Below are 16,882 nucleotides of genomic sequence, written 5' to 3' on the forward strand. Positions count from 1 at the left end.
GTGGATAAAACTGGGCGTCCCGCAAGAACACAGGACGCCCAGTCTAGGTATTAGCTAAGCTCAGCCAAGGGCGGGGTCAGTACTGGACCCGCACCCGCATGCCCCATGTCCGCGGACGGGCGACGGTGACCCGCTCCCGGTCATAGACAAAGTTGTTGCTCAACTGGGCGCGTTCGTCGGTCAGATTGTTGACGAAGGCTTCGATGCTCCAGCCATCACTGGTCAGGCCGGTTGAGAAGCTGGCCATGGTGTAGGCATCGAGCTCAATCTTGTTGATCTCGATGACGTCACTGACGGAGTCACCGGAATAGATCAGCTGTGGCATGACGTGTGCCGTCAGACCATTGTCCAGCTCCCATTCGTAACGAGCCCGGATATTACCCTGAAAACCCGGAGCAAAGGCCAGTTCCGAGCCGACAAGCACGTCATCGGTGGGGGTCAGGACTTCCGTGATCTCGGTGTCGAGCATCGAGAAGGCCCCGGTGACCGTGAGGCCCGGAATATCCCTCGGCGCCCAGGTCACATCGCCTTCAAAACCCCGGATCTCGGCATTCGCCGCATTGTCCGAGAAGAAGAGATTGACGATGGACGGATCGAAAATCGTGGTTTGCAGCTTCTCGACATCGACGAAGAAGACATTGCCGTTGAAGCGCAGCTGGTTGTCCGCCAGGTCGAGCTTCCAGCCGAACTCATAATTGGTCACCTCGTCGCTCTCGAGCGCAAAGGGAACGGTATATCCGCCCGGGCCGGCTGCGCCGCCTGGACGATTGAGCAGACCGGGGCGGAAGCCCTCGGAATAGGTGGCGTAAAACAGCATGCCATCGCGCGGCGTCCATTGACCGGTCGCCTTGAAGATGAAGCCATCCGTGCGCGCTGCATCGGGAGCGGCGAGGGCCGCAGCCACCGATGCCGGAATGCCGGCAGCATTCGGATCGGTATAGGTGATGTGATCCGCCGTGTTGCAGGAGCCGTGGAAGGTCACGGCGCCATCGCCATTATACAGATCGGAAATATCGGTTCCGAATGCATTGGCGTCCGGTTGGAAGCCGTTACAGAAGGAGGAGTTGGCGCTGCCCTCGAGATCGACTTCGATATCGTAATAGCGCGTTCCCACGGTGATCGAGAACTGATCGTTCAGATCGAAGCTGGCTTCACCGAACACGCCCGATTGAACATCGGTTCTCAGAACATCATTGCGGAAAATGACGCCCGCCGGGAATGGGCCCGGATCGGAAATATATCCGGTTGTGAAGGGATAATTCGGTGAGAAGCCGGTTTGGCCGAACAGCACCGCATTGACCGAGCCAGGATAGGTGAAGTCATTGCGCTCCGCCAGTTCCAGCTCGCTGTAGAAGCCGCCGAATGTTGCGCGGAACCGGCGATCTTCCGGGGTGTTGAAGCGCAGTTCTTGCGTGAAGACCGTAGTGTCCGTTGATGAATCCACAAACAGATTCGGTGCCTGACACGTGCCCGATGGCCCGCCGGCGCCGGGATAGGAGACCGAACCGTCACAGATATAATAGGGCAGGTACTGGCCGACGAAGAGATAGTCGGAATAATCGACCCGCTGGTTGGTCTGGCGGTCGGTATAGGCGCCCGTATAAACCGCATCGAGCATGCCGAGGCGGCCTTCCAGCGTCCAGGCCGTGTTGTGGAAGGAGTCTTCCATTTCATCGGCTTCGTAGCGCTGGATTTCCAGATCGCCGAGCTCCGGGTCAGAGAAGAAGACGCCATCACTATCCAGCTCTTGCCGGGTGTGAGTTACCTGAAGACTGAAATCGGAGTTGATGTCCCACAAGCCGCTGACACGGAAACCCTGATAGGTGGTGTCATTGAAGTCGTCTTCGACCAGTGCGGCGTTATCCGCGTCGATATAGGTGACGTTCGTCGTGTAATCGGCTCCGGCCTGGAAACCGGCGCGGTTGGCGCTCACTGGAACACCGTTCGCGCGCATGGTTCCGGCGGAACGGAAGCGGGCACTTTCAATCGCCGAGCGAGTCCCGGCGACATTGTCGATATATCCACCCTGGTTGTCGTAATAGACCACGCCGCGCAAGGCAAAGTTCTCGGAGACCGGCAGGTTGATGACGGCTTCGACATTATTGCTCATCTCACCGCCTTCGGTGAATGACATGCCGAAGCTGGCAGATGCCTCAAACTCACCGATGACAGGGGCATTGGTGATCATCCGGACGGTGCCGGCCTGCGAGCTGGCACCGTAAAGCGTGCCCTGTGGTCCCGGCAGGACCTCGACGCGATTGATGTCGGCTGCGTAGACATCGAGATTGCGCCCGGGCTGACCCAGAGGCTGTTCATCGAGATAGAAGGCCACATTCGGAGCCAGACCGGCCACGCCGGCTGTGGTGAGGTTTGGCGTCGTCGAAGCAAGGCCGCGAATGTAAATCGTGTTCTGGCCGGGGCCGGAGCCACCGGCGGTCACGCCTGGAAGCTGCATGAGATAGTCGGTGAAAACATTGACGCGAAGTTCTTCGAGCGTGCTTTCTCCCATCGCGTTGACTGCGATCGGGATCGACTGGGTGCTGGCTTCCCGTTTTGTCGCGGTCACCGTGATGGTTTCCACTTGCGCCGCAGCAATGCCGGTCGCAACGGCCGCAAGCAGGGCGGATGACAAAATGGTCGTCGTAAGCGCGCGCTTTTTGAGCATGGCTCTCAGTTACCTCATGATTTTTCTGATTTGAGCTGTTTAGGCGATCCGTCCCGAAATAGCCATATGTATATAGACGTCTAACGACCTTCCGAAGTGGCCGTTCGTCACTTGGTGGCCCCCCGAAGCGAAGATAGGCGTTACATTCCGGTAAGATATGGTTCGCGTTGCATTTTTGAGACGAATTCTGGTGATGATTTCGGGTGCCTCTTTGCTAGTTGAAGGGCTTGGAAAATTCGTTCTCTAAAGACCAGAATGACGAGTTGCGACCGGGGAAAAGGCGGTTAGGTTTAGGGGCTGGCGGCGGTTGATGGAGACACCGGATGAGCAGGCAGGATGATGTGCTGATCGCCGTACGCCGGATCGTCCGGGCCGTTGACCTTCATTCGAAAAAACTGATGAAAGCCAGCGGGCTGACATCGTCACAACGGATTGTGTTGCAGACGCTCTCCCAGAAGGGTTCGGTGACGCCCGGCGTCATCGCACGGGAGGTTTCGCTCAGCCAGCCGACCGTGACGGTGATCCTCGACCGGCTTGAGCAACGGGGCCTCATCTCCCGGAAGCGTAGCCAGACGGACCGTCGAAGTGTCCATATCGAGATATGTGATGCCGGTCGGCAAAGCCTGGCCGATGCACCGCCCGCCCTTCAATCCGGTTTCCTGAAATCATTTGGTGAGCTCGCCGACTGGGAGCAGCAAATGTTGATCGCTTCGCTCCAGCGGCTTGCGGAATTGATGAGCGCGGAAGACGTGGATGCGGCGCCAATTCTCGATGTCGGTGATGTCCGCCGGACCGGGGCGGGTGAATCCGGTTCCGATCCAAGGGTCTGAAACTCAGGTCAGCGAGGGAATCCTGACGCGGCGAACTCCCGTCCAAAGATGCGCGCTCCGTGACAATGCGTCTCATCGGCATTGTGGTGGTTTTGGCTAGGCTTGAGAAATATCAAGTTCACCTGGATCAGAGACACGATAATGGAACGAACCGCCGACCGGGGCGCGCAACGGCGCGCCGCCCCGCCCTTGCTGCAAAACGCTTTCCGCCCCTTCTTCCTGGCCGGGGCGTTCTGGGCTGCAGCCCTGGTTCCCATCTGGGTCTGGGAATTTTCTGGCGGCGGATCAGGCCCCTTCGCATCGCTGGGGCTGACGGGGCACGCCCATGAAATGCTCTATGGCTATCTTGCCGCGATTATCTGCGGCTTCTCTCTGACGGCGATCCCGAACTGGACCGGCCGCGCACCTGTTGCCGGCAATGGGCTTGCGGCGCTCTTCGGGTTGTGGGTCGCCGGGCGAATTGCGGTGTTGGCCGTTGACGGGATGATCGCCGCCTTGGTGGATATCGCCTTCCTCTTCGTTCTCGCGGCGGTCGCCTTCCGGGAGGTCATGGCCGGAAAGAACTGGCGCAATCTGCCCGTCGTTGCACTGCTCACCCTGTTCGCGCTGTCTCACCTTCTGTTTCACGCCCCCGAATACTATCTCGCCGCCATTCGCGGGACATTTGCGGTCGCGGCCTTGTTGATCGCCCTGATCGGTGGCCGCATCGTTCCGAGCTTTACCCGTAACTGGCTCGCATCGGTCACCAGCCCCCACACGGCCACGATGCCTGGCCCGATGAAGGCCTATGACAAAGCCTCCATTGGCGTGCTGGCTCTCGCGCTGCTGGGATGGGTTATCGCGCCGGCCCATCTGTTGACGGGCGGTTTGCTGGTGTTCGCCGGGTTGACGCAGCTGGTGCGGCTGGCCCGGTGGAAAGGGCAGGCCACCCTGGCCGAACCGCTCGTCTGGTCGCTGCATGCCGGATATGCCTGGCTCGGGATTTCGGTTGTCCTGATCGGGGCGGCGATTGCCTGGCCCGCAGCCATTACGGCTTCCGCCGGTCTGCATGCCATGGCGGCCGGCCTGATCGGCACCATGACGCTGGCAGTGATGACCCGTGCGAGCCTGGGCCATACCGGACGCGCCCGGAAGGCCGACACGGTGACGACGCTGATCTATATCCTCGCCCATCTCGGGGCGATTATTCGCGTATGTGCCGCATTGCACGCAAATGACACGCTCCTGCTGGCCGCCGGTGCGACGCTGTGGAGCGGGGCCTTCCTGCTGTTCTGTATCGGCTATGCGCCGATGTTGTTCGGATCGAAGCCGACCAGCCCGGTCAGCGGCTGATCGCGTCCAGGCTGGCGAGGGCCTCCGGTGTGTTGATATTGCTGAACGGGTCGGGCTGGCCAGCGAGTATGGGCGCGACGGCAAGGGGGTTTGCGTCGAGCGTGGTGAGCAAGCGCTTGATGGAATAAATGGCATCGTTCGCCAGGCCATCGCAGGCCGCGACAGGGATTAACGCCGGCAAGGGGTGGCCCTGCCAGCAGTGCGCCCGGCCCGGATGACCTCCGAGCAGCGGGCTGAGCTGGTCCGGGCCCAGGAGTGGCATGTCGACCGGGATGACCAGCATCTGATCGCACCGGTCTCGCAACAGGCCGGCCGCATCGAGAATGGCGCGTGCCGGCCCGGCATGGGGCTCGCTGTCGGGCAGGCCGTCGGGCTGATCCGGGCGGCCGCCGACAAAGATCATATCGACCCCGGCATTGCGCAGCAGGGTGCGTGCGCGAGACAGAAGGGTTTCGCCCTGCCATGTGAGCAGGGCCTTGTCCCGGCCCATCCGACTCGACTGGCCGCCGGCGAGGATCAATCCGGCGATCCGTCCCATATCAACAGCTTGGATCATCAATCAGCGGGGATGGTTTGGCGTAGCGGATGAGGCGTTCCGTGTCTTCAATCGTGATCTGGCGGCCATCAACCGTCACACCATGCGCCTGCAAGGCCCCGAACGCCCGGGACAGATTTTCAGGTGTCATGCCGAGCATGGAGGCCAGATGACGTTTGCCGATCTGCAATTCCATGACATGGGTGCCGCCGGCGCGCGATTGCATGCGCAGGAGGTAGTTGGCGACGCGCTCGACCGAGGTGCGAAGCTTGAGATTCTTCATCGACTTGACGACAGCGCGGTAGCAGCTCGCCAGCTCGGTGACGATGGCGCGCGCGAACTTGTCATCCTCTGCGAACGCCCGGCGGACGTCGTCCGATGGCACCAGCAATATCTGGCTGGCCTCAAGCGTCCGGCCCGACATGAGGTAGGGCGCGTCCTTGATGGTGGCAGCCAGAATGAAAGTCGAGACCGGGCGCACCAGGGCCATGGTCGTCTCGCGGCCATTGGCGGTTGAGAAAAGTTCAACGCAGCCCGCAACGACAATATAGAGGAAATCGGCCGACTCGCCCTCCGTGATCAATTCGATCTGTGCGGGAAAGCGCTGCAGATAGGCGGCGCTGATCAGGCGTTCGAAGACCGCAGCATCCATGTCCTGGAACAGGGATAGTGCCCGCACTGATTCGCAATCTTGTGGTCTCATGGAGGCTCCGGAGCTATGCCCGCAAATCCTATAATGTTTCTTTGACAAACATCAACTGGGGTGTCCGATTCCGGTAAGTCGTCAGTCAATGAATGTTTGGTTGGGTGAGTAATTTTGCTATTTTATTTCAATTAGTTGCGGCGTTGTGACGCGCGTCGCGCTGTCCGGTTGTGGCGAGGTCCTGGCCCCTTTATTGACAGTCCTGCAGTGCAACCACACGGGTTGTGTGAGACGGGGACTGAGACATGAATTCGCTTGAAGGCGTAACGCGCGGCCAGCAAAATCAGGCATTGGGCATGACCACGATCGCCTTTACCGCCTGTTTCGCGGTCTGGACGATTTTCTCCATTATCGGCATCAGCATCAAGCAGGAGCTTGGCCTGTCCGAGACCGAATTTGGCCTGCTGGTCGCCACGCCAGTGCTGACCGGTTCGATCAGCCGGGTCTTTCTCGGCATTCTGACCGAGCAATATGGTGGCCGGCTGATCTTCCCGATCCAGATGCTGACCACAGCCTTCGCGACCGTGCTGTTGTCGCAAGCCAATACCTATCCGCTCTTTCTCCTCGCAGCGCTCGGTGTCGGCCTGGCCGGTGGCTCATTCATCATTGGTGTCGCCTATGTCTCTCGCTGGTATGAGGCGAAGAACCAGGGCACGGCGCTGGGCATTTTCGGCGCCGGCAATGTTGGCGCGGCGGTCACCAATTTTGGCGCCCCCTTTCTGGTGGTCGCGTTCGGCTGGCAACAGACCGCATTGATCTACGCGGCCGTGCTCACGGTCCTCGCAATCCTGTTCTGGATTTTTGCGAAGGATGACCCGGCCCTGGTGGAGCGGCGCAAGACCGGTGCGAAGCCGGTTTCGGCCCTGATGCAGCTGGAGCCCCTGCGCGACCCGCGGGTCTGGCGTTTCGCTACTTATTATTTCTTCGTCTTCGGCGCTTTCGTCGCGCTCGCTTCCTGGCTGCCCCGCTATTATGTGGGTGCCTACGGGCTGGAGTTGCAGACCGCCGGCATGCTGGCTGCGGCCTACTCGCTGCCTGGCTCGGTCTTCCGGGCACTCGGCGGCTGGATGTCCGACAAATACGGTGCCCGCGCGGTGATGTATCTCACCTTCATCGTCTCGCTCATCTGCCTCTTTATCCTGAGTTATCCGGCGACCCACTACATCGTTGACGGGATCCAGGGGCCGATTGAATTCAGCCTCGCGACCAGCGTGCCGGTATTCGCGGTCCTCACGATCGCCCTCGGCTTCGTCATGTCGCTCGGAAAGGCCGCCGTCTACAAGCACATCCCGGTCTACTACCCCCACCATGTTGGTGGCGTCGGTGGTCTGGTCGGCATGATCGGTGGACTGGGCGGTTTCGTCCTCCCGATTTCCTTCGGCATCGTCAATGACCTGACCGGGATCTGGACCAGCTGCTTCATGCTGATGTTCGTGCTCGTCGCTGTCTCGCTGGTCTGGATGCATGTCGCCATTCGCCGGCAGGAGCATCGCAAATTCCCGGCGCTGGCCGGGGAGACCTCCCTGTCCGACTTGCCATCATCCCCCATTCCCGCCTCGGCCCAGCGCTGAGACGGGACCGGACTTCACCGCGTCCATTTCTCTCCCCGGGAATACAGGCGGTGAAGTCCGGTACCAACCACAAGACCAATCAAGGAGCCCCTTATGGGCAAGGACCTGAAGAACTGGAACCCGGAAGATCCCGTGCAATGGGAAGCAACCGGCAAGGTCATCGCCGCTCGCAATTTGTGGATTTCGATCCCGGCCTTGCTGTGTGGCTTCGCTGTCTGGCTCTACTGGGGCATCATCACGGTCCAGATGATCAATCTGGACTATGGTTTCACCCAGGCCGAGCTGTTCACGCTGACGGCGATCGCGGGCCTGTCCGGTGCGACCCTGAGAATTCCATCGACCTTTTTCATACGTCTGGCAGGTGGCCGTAACACCATCTTTCTGACAACGGCACTCCTGCTGATCCCCTCCGCTGGGACTGCTGTAATCCTGCAGAACCCCGAGGCCCCCCTCTGGCAGTTCCAGCTGATGGCGCTGCTGTCCGGGTTTGGCGGCGGAAATTTCGCCAGCTCGATGTCCAATATCAGTTTCTTCTTCCCGAAAAAGGTCCAGGGCTATTCCCTGGGCATGAATGCCGGGCTCGGCAATTTCGGCGTCACCACGATGCAGATCCTGATCCCGCTGGTGATGACGGTCGGCATGTTCGGCGGCACCTCGCTGGTGTTGCAAAACACTTCGGGAACCCTGATCGGCCGCATCCCGGCCGGGACCGAGACCTTCCTGCACAATGCCGGATTCATCTGGGTGGCAATCCTCATCCCGGTCGTGATCGCGACCTGGGTGGGCATGAATAATATCCGCGATGAATATGTATCGCCGAATATCGGTTCCCCGATCGCAGCCTTCGCCAAGATCATTGGCATGCTGGCGATCGGCCTGGTGATGGCGGCGGCGGGCCTGTGGCTGATGCTGCCGGAGAATGCCGGTGGTTCAGGCTGGAATGTGTCGAAATGGCTGGTCCTGCCGGGCGTGGTCGCGGCGACAGTGTTTGCGCTGAAGCTCATCCCCGGACCGATCCACGACAGCCTCGAGCGTCAGTACAAGATCTTCAAAAACAAGCACACCTGGGCGATGACGGTCATCTATACGATGACCTTCGGCTCTTTCATCGGCTTCAGCGCCGCCTTTGGCCTGGCGATCAAGGTCATTTTCGGCTTCCAGCACATCCTGGTCGACGGGGTGATGACCCACACCACAGTCAATGCGGACGGGCCCAGCGCCCTGATGTTCGCCTGGACGGGCCCGTTCATCGGCGCCCTGATCCGGCCGGTTGGCGGCATGATCGCTGACAAGCTCGGCGGCGCCCTGGTGACCCAGATCATCTCCGTCGTGATGGTTGTCGCGGCCATTGGCGTCGCCCTGTGCATGAAGCTCGCCTATGGCTCGGAGACGCCTGAAGAGTTTTTCGTGCCCTTCCTGATCCTCTTCCTGATCCTGTTTGCGGCCACCGGTATCGGTAATGGCTCGACCTTCCGCACCATCGCGGTCGTGTTTGATCGCGAACAAACCGGACCGGTTCTCGGCTGGGCCTCGGCCATTGCCGCCTACGGCGCCTTTATCATCCCGCAAGTGCTGGGCGAACAGATCCGCGCCACCACGCCGGAAATTGCCCTGTACGGATTTGCCGTCTTCTACGGTGTCTGCATTGTTCTCAACTGGTGGTTCTATCTGCGCCCCGGCGCTTACGTGAAAAACCCATAGGAGGCCCTGATGAGCCATTTTCTCGACCGTCTTACCTTTTTCACGCGGCCATCGGAGAGTTTTTCCGACGGGCATGGCATCACCACGACCGAAGGTCGGGGCTGGGAGGATTCCTACAGAAAGCGCTGGCAACACGACAAAATCGTGCGCTCCACCCATGGCGTGAACTGTACCGGCTCGTGCAGCTGGAAGATCTACGTCAAGGGCGGCCTGGTGACCTGGGAGACCCAGCAGACCGACTATCCGCGCACACGGCCCGACCTGCCCAATCACGAGCCTCGTGGCTGCGCCCGTGGTGCCAGCTACTCCTGGTACATGTACTCGGCCAACCGGGTGAAATATCCGCTGATCCGGTCGCGCCTGCTCAAGGCCTGGCGCGCGGCGCGCAAGACCCTGCCACCGATCGCCGCCTGGCGCTCCATCCAGCAGGATGATGCGGTGCGCCAGTCCTATGTTTCCAAGCGTGGCGCGGGCGGTCTGGTGCGCGGTGACTGGGATGAAGTCACCGAAATCATCGCCGCCGCCAACGCCTATACCGCCAAGACCTATGGTCCGGACCGGGTGTTCGGCTTTTCGCCAATCCCGGCCATGTCGATGGTCTCCTATGCGGCGGGCTCACGCTATCTGTCGCTGCTCGGCGGCGTCTGCATGTCGTTCTACGACTGGTATTGCGACCTGCCGCCTGCCAGCCCGATGACCTGGGGCGAACAGACCGATGTTCCTGAATCCGCAGACTGGTTCAATGCCGGCTATCTGCTGATCTGGGGTTCGAACGTGCCGCAGACGCGCACGCCCGACGCCCATTTCTATACCGAGGCCCGCTATCGCGGTGCCAAGAGTGCGGTGATCTGTCCGGACTATTCGGAAGCCTCCAAATTCGGCGATGTCTGGCTCAATCCGAAACAGGGTACCGATGCCGCCCTGGCCATGGCCTTCGGCCATGTCGTGCTGCGCGAATACCATCTTGACCGCCAGGCTGAGTATTTCGACAAATATGTGCGCGAAAACTCCGACTTCCCCAATCTGGTTCGCCTTGAAAAACAGGGCGACCGCTATGTTGCGGGGCGCCTCGTCCGGGCCTCTGACTTCAGCGATGATCTCGGCGAGGATAATAATCCCGACTGGAAGACCGTCGCCTGGGACCGCAAGAGCGGCAAGATCGTCACGCCGCTGGGTTCGATCGGTTTCCGCTGGGGCCAGTCGGGCAAGTGGAATATCGAGCAGAAGGACAGCCAGGGCGAAGAGATAGACCTGGAAACCACCTTCATCCTTGATGAGAACCAGGACGATGTTGTCGATGTCGGCTTCCCCTATTTCGCCAATAAGGGTCATGATGCCTTCACCGGCACCGACCACCCCGATGTGCTGGTGCACAAGATCCCGGTCAAAAAGCTGAAGCTCAAGGACGGCGAGACGATGGTCGCCACCGTGTTTGACCTGTTCTGCGCCAATTACGGGCTGGATCGCGGGCTCGGCGGTGATTTCGTCGCCACTTCCTATGACGACATGATGCCCTATACGCCGGCCTGGGCCGAGGCCATTACCGGTGTGCCGCGTGACCGCATCATCGCCGTGGCGCGTGAATTCGCCAGCAATGCCGAGCAGACCAAGGGCAAGTCGATGGTCATCCTCGGCGCTGGCCTGAACCACTGGTATAATATGGACATGAATTACCGGGGGATCATCAATCTCCTGGTGATGTGTGGCTGTATCGGCCAGTCCGGCGGCGGCTGGGCTCACTATGTCGGCCAGGAAAAACTGCGACCGCAGACCGGCTGGCAACCGCTCGCCTTCGGCCTCGACTGGAACCGTCCGCCTCGCCACCAGAATTCGACCTCCTGCTGGTATGCCCACACCGATCAGTGGCGCTATGAGACGCTCAGCGTTGACCAGATTCTGTCACCCACCGCGCCGGAAGGCTCGTGGGACGGGACGATGATCGACTACAATGTCCGCGCCGAACGCATGGGCTGGTTACCCTCGGCGCCGCAGCTCCAGACCAATCCGCTCTCCATTGCCGCCAGCGCCAAGGCGCAAGGGCTGGAGCCGGCTGATTATGTGATCAAATCGCTCAAGAGCGGCGAGCTGGAAATGTCCTGTCACGACCCGGACAATCCGGCGAACTGGCCGCGCAATCTCTTCGTCTGGCGCTCCAACCTGCTGGGCTCGTCCGGCAAGGGGCATGAGTATTTCATCAAGCATCTGGTTGGCGGCAATAATGGCGTCATGGGCGAGGAAGCCCCTGAGGAGATGCGGCCGAGCGAAGTCAAATGGGTCGCTGAAGCGCCACGCGGCAAGCTCGACCTTCTCGTGACGATCGACTTCCGCATGTCGACCACCTGCGTCTATTCCGACATCGTCCTGCCGACGGCGACCTGGTATGAGAAGGACGATCTCAATACCTCTGACATGCACCCCTTCATCCACCCGCTGACTGCGGCCGTTGATCCGGCCTGGGAAGCGCGCAGTGACTGGGAAATCTTCAAGGGTCTGGCGAAAAAATTCTCCGAAATCGCCCCTGAAGAACTCGGCGTGGAAACCGATGTCGTGCTGACACCGATCCTGCACGATACCCCGGGCGAAATGGCCCAGGGGCTCGACGTCAAGGATTGGAGCAAGGGCGAGATCGAGGCGATCCCTGGCAAGACGATGCCGAATATCACCGTCGTGACCCGCGATTATCCCAATCTGCACAAGCAATTCACCTCGCTCGGGCCATTGATGGGCAAGCTGGGTAATGGCGGCAAGGGGATCGGCTGGAATACCGAGCACGAGGTCCATCTGCTGGGCGAGCTCAATGGTGTCGTCCTCGAGGAGGGTATCAGCAAGGGGCAGCCCAGGATCGATACTGCGATCGATGCCTGCGAGACCTTGATGATGCTGGCGCCTGAAACCAATGGCGAAGTCGCCGTCAAGGCGTGGAACGCCCTGTCGAAGGCGACCGGGCGCGAACATGCGCACCTGGCCTTGCCGAAGGAAGACGAGAAGATCCGCTTCCGCGATGTCGTTGCTCAGCCGCGCAAGATCATTTCCTCACCAACCTGGTCGGGGATCGAGAGCGAGGACGTCTGCTATAATGCCGGCTGGACCAATATCAATGAGCGGATTCCATGGCGTACGCTGAGTGGCCGCCAACAGCTCTACCAGGACCATAAATGGATGCTCGCATTCGGTGAGGGCCTGTGCGTCTACCGGCCTCCAATCGATACCAAGGCCGTGGCGCCGGTGATCAATTCCAAGTCGAATGGTGAGCCGCAGATCGTGCTCAACTTCATCACGCCGCACCAGAAATGGGGCATTCACTCCACCTATACAGACAATCTGCTGATGCTGACCCTGTCACGCGGCGGCCCGATCGTCTGGATGTCCGAGACCGATGCCGCCAAGGCGGGTCTCGAGGATAATGACTGGGTGGAAGCCTATAACGCCAATGGTGCCCTGGTTGCCCGGGTCGTGGTTTCGCAGCGGATCAAGGAGGGTACGCTCTTCATGTATCACGCCCAGGAAAAGACGGTGAATGTGCCCGGTTCGCAAATGACCGGTCAGCGCGGCGGTATCCATAACTCCGTCACGCGGACAACACTCAAACCGACCCACATGATTGGTGGCTATGCCCAGCAATCCTATGGATTCAACTATTACGGCACTGTCGGATCCAATCGCGACGAGTTCGTGATCGTCCGGAAAATGACCAAGATCGACTGGCTCGAAGGTCCGGCCGCAGACGCCATGGAGGCAGCGGAATGAAGATTCGTGCGCAAATCGGCAAAGTCCTCAATCTGGACAAATGCATCGGCTGCCACACCTGCTCGGTGACGTGCAAGAATGTGTGGACCAATCGCGAAGGCGTTGAATACGCCTGGTTCAACAATGTCGAGACCAAGCCCGGCATTGGCTATCCCAAGGATTGGGAGAACCAGAAGCGCTGGAATGGCGGCTGGACCCGCGCCAGCAATGGTTCGCTGCGGCCGAAAATGGGTTCCAAATGGCGGATTCTGGCGAAGATTTTCGCCAATCCGGACCTGCCCGAAATCGACGATTACTACGAACCCTTCACCTTCGATTACCAGCACCTCCAGCGTGCCGGCGAGAGCGAGGCTTTCCCGACAGCACGGCCACGTTCGCTGATCTCCGGCGAGCGTATGGAGAAGATCGAATGGGGTCCCAACTGGGAGGAAATTCTCGGCGGTGAATTCTCCAAGCGCTCCAAGGATGCCAATTTCGAAGGCATTCAGAAAGCCATGTATGGCGAGTTCGAGAACACCTTCATGATGTATCTGCCGCGGCTGTGTGAGCATTGCCTCAACCCGGCCTGTGCGGCAGCCTGTCCATCGGGTGCGATCTACAAGCGCGAGGAAGACGGCATTGTCCTGATCGATCAGGAAAAATGCCGCGGCTGGCGCATGTGTGTCTCCGGCTGCCCCTACAAGAAGATCTATTTCAACTGGTCGAGCGGCAAGTCGGAGAAATGCACCTTCTGCTATCCGCGCATCGAGGCTGGTCAGCCGACCGTCTGCTCGGAAACCTGCGTCGGGCGGATCCGCTATCTCGGTGTCGTCCTCTATGACGCCGACCAGATCGAGGCCGCCGCTTCGGTGCCGGACGAGAAGGATCTCTATCCGGCCCAGCTCAACATGTTCCTCGATCCACATGATCCGGACGTGCAGGCCCAGGCTCGTCTCGACGGCGTGCCCGAAGCCTGGCTGGAAGCGGCCAAACGCTCGCCCGTCTACAAGATGGCGATCGACTGGAAGATTGCTTTCCCGCTCCACCCCGAATACCGCACCCTGCCGATGGTCTGGTATGTGCCGCCGCTCTCGCCGATCAATGCGGCGGCCGAGGCCGGCTCGATCAATATCCAGGACGGCATGCCGGATGTGCGCTCCCTGCGCATTCCGCTGCGCTATCTCGCCAATCTGCTCACCGCCGGTGACGAGGCCCCGATCGCGTCCGGTCTGGAACGCATGCTCGCCATGCGCGCCTATATGCGGGCCAAGACGGTTGATGGCGTGATCGATGAAAGCATTCCTCAGCGCGTCGGCCTGACCAAGGATCTGATTGAGGACATGTATCAGATCATGGCGATCGCCAATTACGAGGATCGTTTCGTGATCCCGACGACGCACCGGGAATGGGCTGAAGACGCCTATGACCTGCGCGGCGAGTGCGGCTTCAGCTTCGGCAATGGCTGTTCGGACGGTTCCACCGTCGGCTCGCTGTTCGGCAAGGGCAAAGCCAACAAACCGATGACACCGATGGAGAAGGCATGATGGCCAAGACATTCAAGGTGATGGCGGCTTTGTTGAGCTATCCGACGGCCGATATCCAGGGTGCCGGACCGGAACTCAAGGCCGTGCTGGCCGAGGAGGGGCTCTTGTCCGTCGGACAGCAGACCCGTCTCGGGCATTTGATCGACCAGCTGGAGAGCCGCGATCTCTATGATCTGCAGGAACGCTATGTCAGCCTGTTTGATCGCTCGCGGACCCTGTCGCTGCACCTGTTCGAGCATGTTCACGGCGAAAGCCGCGCGCGCGGCCAGGCGATGGTCGACCTTCAGAACGTCTATGGCGAGAAGGGGCTTGAGATCAACGCCAAGGAATTGCCGGATTTCCTGCCGCTCTTCCTGGAGTTTCTCTCGACCCTGCCTCTGGCTGAGGCCTCCGACCTGCTCGGTGAGACCTCGCACGTGCTCGAGGCGCTGCGTGATCGTCTGCGCAAACGCAAGAGCATCTATGCCGCCGTCTTTCGCTCCTTGCTGACGCTGGCGACGATGGATGCCGAGGCCGCTCCGGTCGAGATCCAGACCGAGGATGAGGAGGCCGACGATCTGGAGGCTCTCGACAAGGCCTGGGCTGAAGAGCCGGTCACATTCGGTCCCGGCGAAGCAGGCTGCAATGTCGCCGAGAAAATGCTCGAGAAAATGAAATTGCCGACCGCGCCGGCGGTATCGGTGCGTAGCCAGGGAGAGCAAAGATGAGTGAATACCTCAACACGGCCCTGTTCGGCATCTACCCCTATATCGCGCTGTCTGTCCTCGCGATTGGCTCCATCATCCGCTATGATCGCGAGCCCTATTCCTGGAAGGCGGGGTCCAGCCAATTGCTGCGCCGTCGCCAATTGGTGATGGGTTCGGTCCTGTTCCATATCGGTGTGCTGGTGGTCTTCTTCGGCCATCTGGTCGGGCTTCTGACACCGATCGCGGTGTTTGACGCGCTCGGCATTTCGCATGGCGCCAAACAGATCCTCGCCATTGTCGCCGGCGGCGTCGCCGGCACGCTCGCCCTGATCGGTGCGACCCTGCTGATGCATCGCCGCTTCGCCGATCCGCGGATCCGCAAGCATTCCAGCTTTGCCGACAATGCGATCCTGATCCTGCTCTATGTCCAGCTTCTGCTCGGTCTCGGGACGATCTTCATCTCGGTCCAGCATCTCGACGGCCATGAGATGACGACCTTTATGAGCTGGGCCCAGGGTATTTTCACCCTCGATTTCCGGGCCGCCAGCTACATCATGGGCGCGCACTGGATCTTCAAGGCACACCTCGTGCTCGGGCTGACGATCTTCCTCGTCTTCCCCTTCACCCGGCTGGTGCACATGTTCAGCGCGCCGCTGCGTTACATCTTCCGCCAGGGCTATCAGGTCGTGCGCCGCAAGCCCGTTCCCGGAGCTGAAAAATGACCGGACATTCCATCATCACACCCAAGCCACCGACGCCGGAAGTTTCGGTCAATGGTGTCGTCATCCCGGCCAAGGCCATAGCGGCCGAGACCCAGCATCACCCCGCCCGCCGGCCTGAGGCGGCCTGGCAGGCTGCAGCGGAGGCGCTCGTCATTCGCGAGGCCTTGCTGCAGGCCGCCCGGGCGCGCGGCATCGAGGCGCCTGTCGCTTCGGATGCCGATGCGGTCAAGGAGGTCGAGGAAGACGCGCTGATCCAGGCTTTCGTGGATCGCGAGGTGACGACGCCGGATCCGGACGAGGAGTCCTGCCGGCGCTATTTCACCAATAATGCCGACAAGCTGCGTGCGCCCGATCTCTACGAGCCGGTCCATATCCTGCTGCAGGCCAGCAAGGACGATCCCGACAGCTATGAACGGGCCCGGCAGGAAGCACAGACTCTGGTTGAGCACCTGCAAAACCGCCCCGATGATTTCGAACGTATTGCCCGTGACCGCTCCGACTGTTCATCATCAACCGATGGTGGCCGGCTGGGACAGGTGACGCGGGGCCAGACGACGCCGGCTTTCGAGACGGCGATGATGAAGCTGCGCCAGGGCGAAATGACGCGCGAGGCGATCGAGACGCCCTATGGCTTCCACATTATCCGGCTGGATCAGCTGGTGCGTGGCCAGGTGCCCGAATTCGAACTTGCACGGCCCCTGGTCGAAGAGTTCCTGCGCGATGCCAGCTGGCGGCGGGCGGTGGCTCAATTTGTCTCACTGGTTGTCGGTGAGGCGAAAATTTCCGGTGTTGAACTGCACGGCGCGACATCGCCGCTCGTGCAGTGACCCAAACCGGTCAAACGGGCTCCTGACGAGCCCGCGAAAG

Annotated in this window: 12 protein-coding genes; 9 read left to right on the top strand and 3 right to left on the bottom strand. The window is 60.5% G+C overall.

Annotated elements, in window-relative coordinates; genetic code table 11:
* Positions 1-76 precede the first annotated feature (76 nt).
* Positions 77-2,665: a TonB-dependent receptor gene (locus BLT42_RS01120; protein WP_091765469.1), complete on the bottom strand. Its 2,589-nt coding sequence runs from the start codon at positions 2,663-2,665 to the stop codon at positions 77-79.
* A 323-nt stretch (positions 2,666-2,988) separates the two neighbouring features.
* Between BLT42_RS01120 and BLT42_RS01125 the strand changes: the two genes are divergently transcribed.
* Both BLT42_RS01125 and BLT42_RS01130 read left to right on the top strand, forming a co-directional pair.
* A complete protein-coding gene (locus BLT42_RS01125; protein WP_091765471.1) occupies positions 2,989-3,495 on the top strand; it encodes a MarR family winged helix-turn-helix transcriptional regulator in 507 nt (168 codons plus the stop codon).
* A gap of 141 nt (positions 3,496-3,636) precedes the next feature.
* Positions 3,637-4,827 (top strand): NnrS family protein, encoded by a 1,191-nt coding sequence (locus BLT42_RS01130; protein ID WP_091765474.1) that lies wholly within the window; start codon positions 3,637-3,639, stop codon positions 4,825-4,827.
* Here the strand turns inward: BLT42_RS01130 and BLT42_RS01135 are convergent.
* Together BLT42_RS01135 and BLT42_RS01140 are read right to left on the bottom strand one after the other, a co-directional pair.
* Complete coding sequence (locus tag BLT42_RS01135; RefSeq protein WP_143023988.1) at positions 4,817-5,383, bottom strand: molybdenum cofactor guanylyltransferase; 567 nt, start codon at positions 5,381-5,383, stop codon at positions 4,817-4,819. The genes BLT42_RS01130 and BLT42_RS01135 overlap by 11 nt on opposite strands.
* The gene (locus BLT42_RS01140) at positions 5,367-6,065 is read right to left on the bottom strand and encodes a helix-turn-helix domain-containing protein (protein WP_091765480.1); all 699 of its coding nucleotides are present in this window, start codon (positions 6,063-6,065) and stop codon (positions 5,367-5,369) included. The genes BLT42_RS01135 and BLT42_RS01140 overlap by 17 nt, the downstream gene beginning before the upstream one ends.
* 245 nt (positions 6,066-6,310) lie before the next feature.
* Between BLT42_RS01140 and BLT42_RS01145 the strand changes: the two genes are divergently transcribed.
* The 7 genes from BLT42_RS01145 to BLT42_RS01175 all read left to right on the top strand — a co-directional run bounded on the left by BLT42_RS01145 (position 6,311) and on the right by BLT42_RS01175 (position 16,842).
* Entirely contained in the window at positions 6,311-7,636 is a 1,326-nt protein-coding gene (locus BLT42_RS01145) for an MFS transporter (protein ID WP_091765483.1), read from the top strand.
* Between the two features lie 93 nt (positions 7,637-7,729).
* Positions 7,730-9,337 (top strand): MFS transporter, encoded by a 1,608-nt coding sequence (locus BLT42_RS01150; RefSeq protein ID WP_091765486.1) that lies wholly within the window; start codon positions 7,730-7,732, stop codon positions 9,335-9,337.
* Positions 9,338-9,346: 9 nt separating this feature from the next.
* Complete coding sequence (locus BLT42_RS01155; RefSeq protein WP_091765489.1) at positions 9,347-13,084, top strand: nitrate reductase subunit alpha; 3,738 nt, start codon at positions 9,347-9,349, stop codon at positions 13,082-13,084.
* Positions 13,081-14,607 (top strand): nitrate reductase subunit beta, encoded by a 1,527-nt coding sequence (gene narH, locus BLT42_RS01160; protein ID WP_091765491.1) that lies wholly within the window; start codon positions 13,081-13,083, stop codon positions 14,605-14,607. Before BLT42_RS01155 ends, narH begins: the two co-directional genes overlap by 4 nt.
* Entirely contained in the window at positions 14,607-15,314 is a 708-nt protein-coding gene (narJ, locus tag BLT42_RS01165) for a nitrate reductase molybdenum cofactor assembly chaperone (RefSeq protein WP_091765860.1), read from the top strand. The genes narH and narJ overlap by 1 nt, the downstream gene beginning before the upstream one ends.
* Complete coding sequence (gene narI, locus BLT42_RS01170; RefSeq protein ID WP_091765494.1) at positions 15,311-16,015, top strand: respiratory nitrate reductase subunit gamma; 705 nt, start codon at positions 15,311-15,313, stop codon at positions 16,013-16,015. Before narJ ends, narI begins: the two co-directional genes overlap by 4 nt.
* A complete protein-coding gene (locus BLT42_RS01175; protein WP_091765498.1) occupies positions 16,012-16,842 on the top strand; it encodes a peptidylprolyl isomerase in 831 nt (276 codons plus the stop codon). The genes narI and BLT42_RS01175 overlap by 4 nt, the downstream gene beginning before the upstream one ends.
* The last annotated feature ends 40 nt before the right edge of the window (positions 16,843-16,882 follow it).

It is taken from the genome of Maricaulis salignorans (genome assembly GCF_900103475.1).
GTDB lineage: Bacteria > Pseudomonadota > Alphaproteobacteria > Caulobacterales > Maricaulaceae > Maricaulis > Maricaulis salignorans.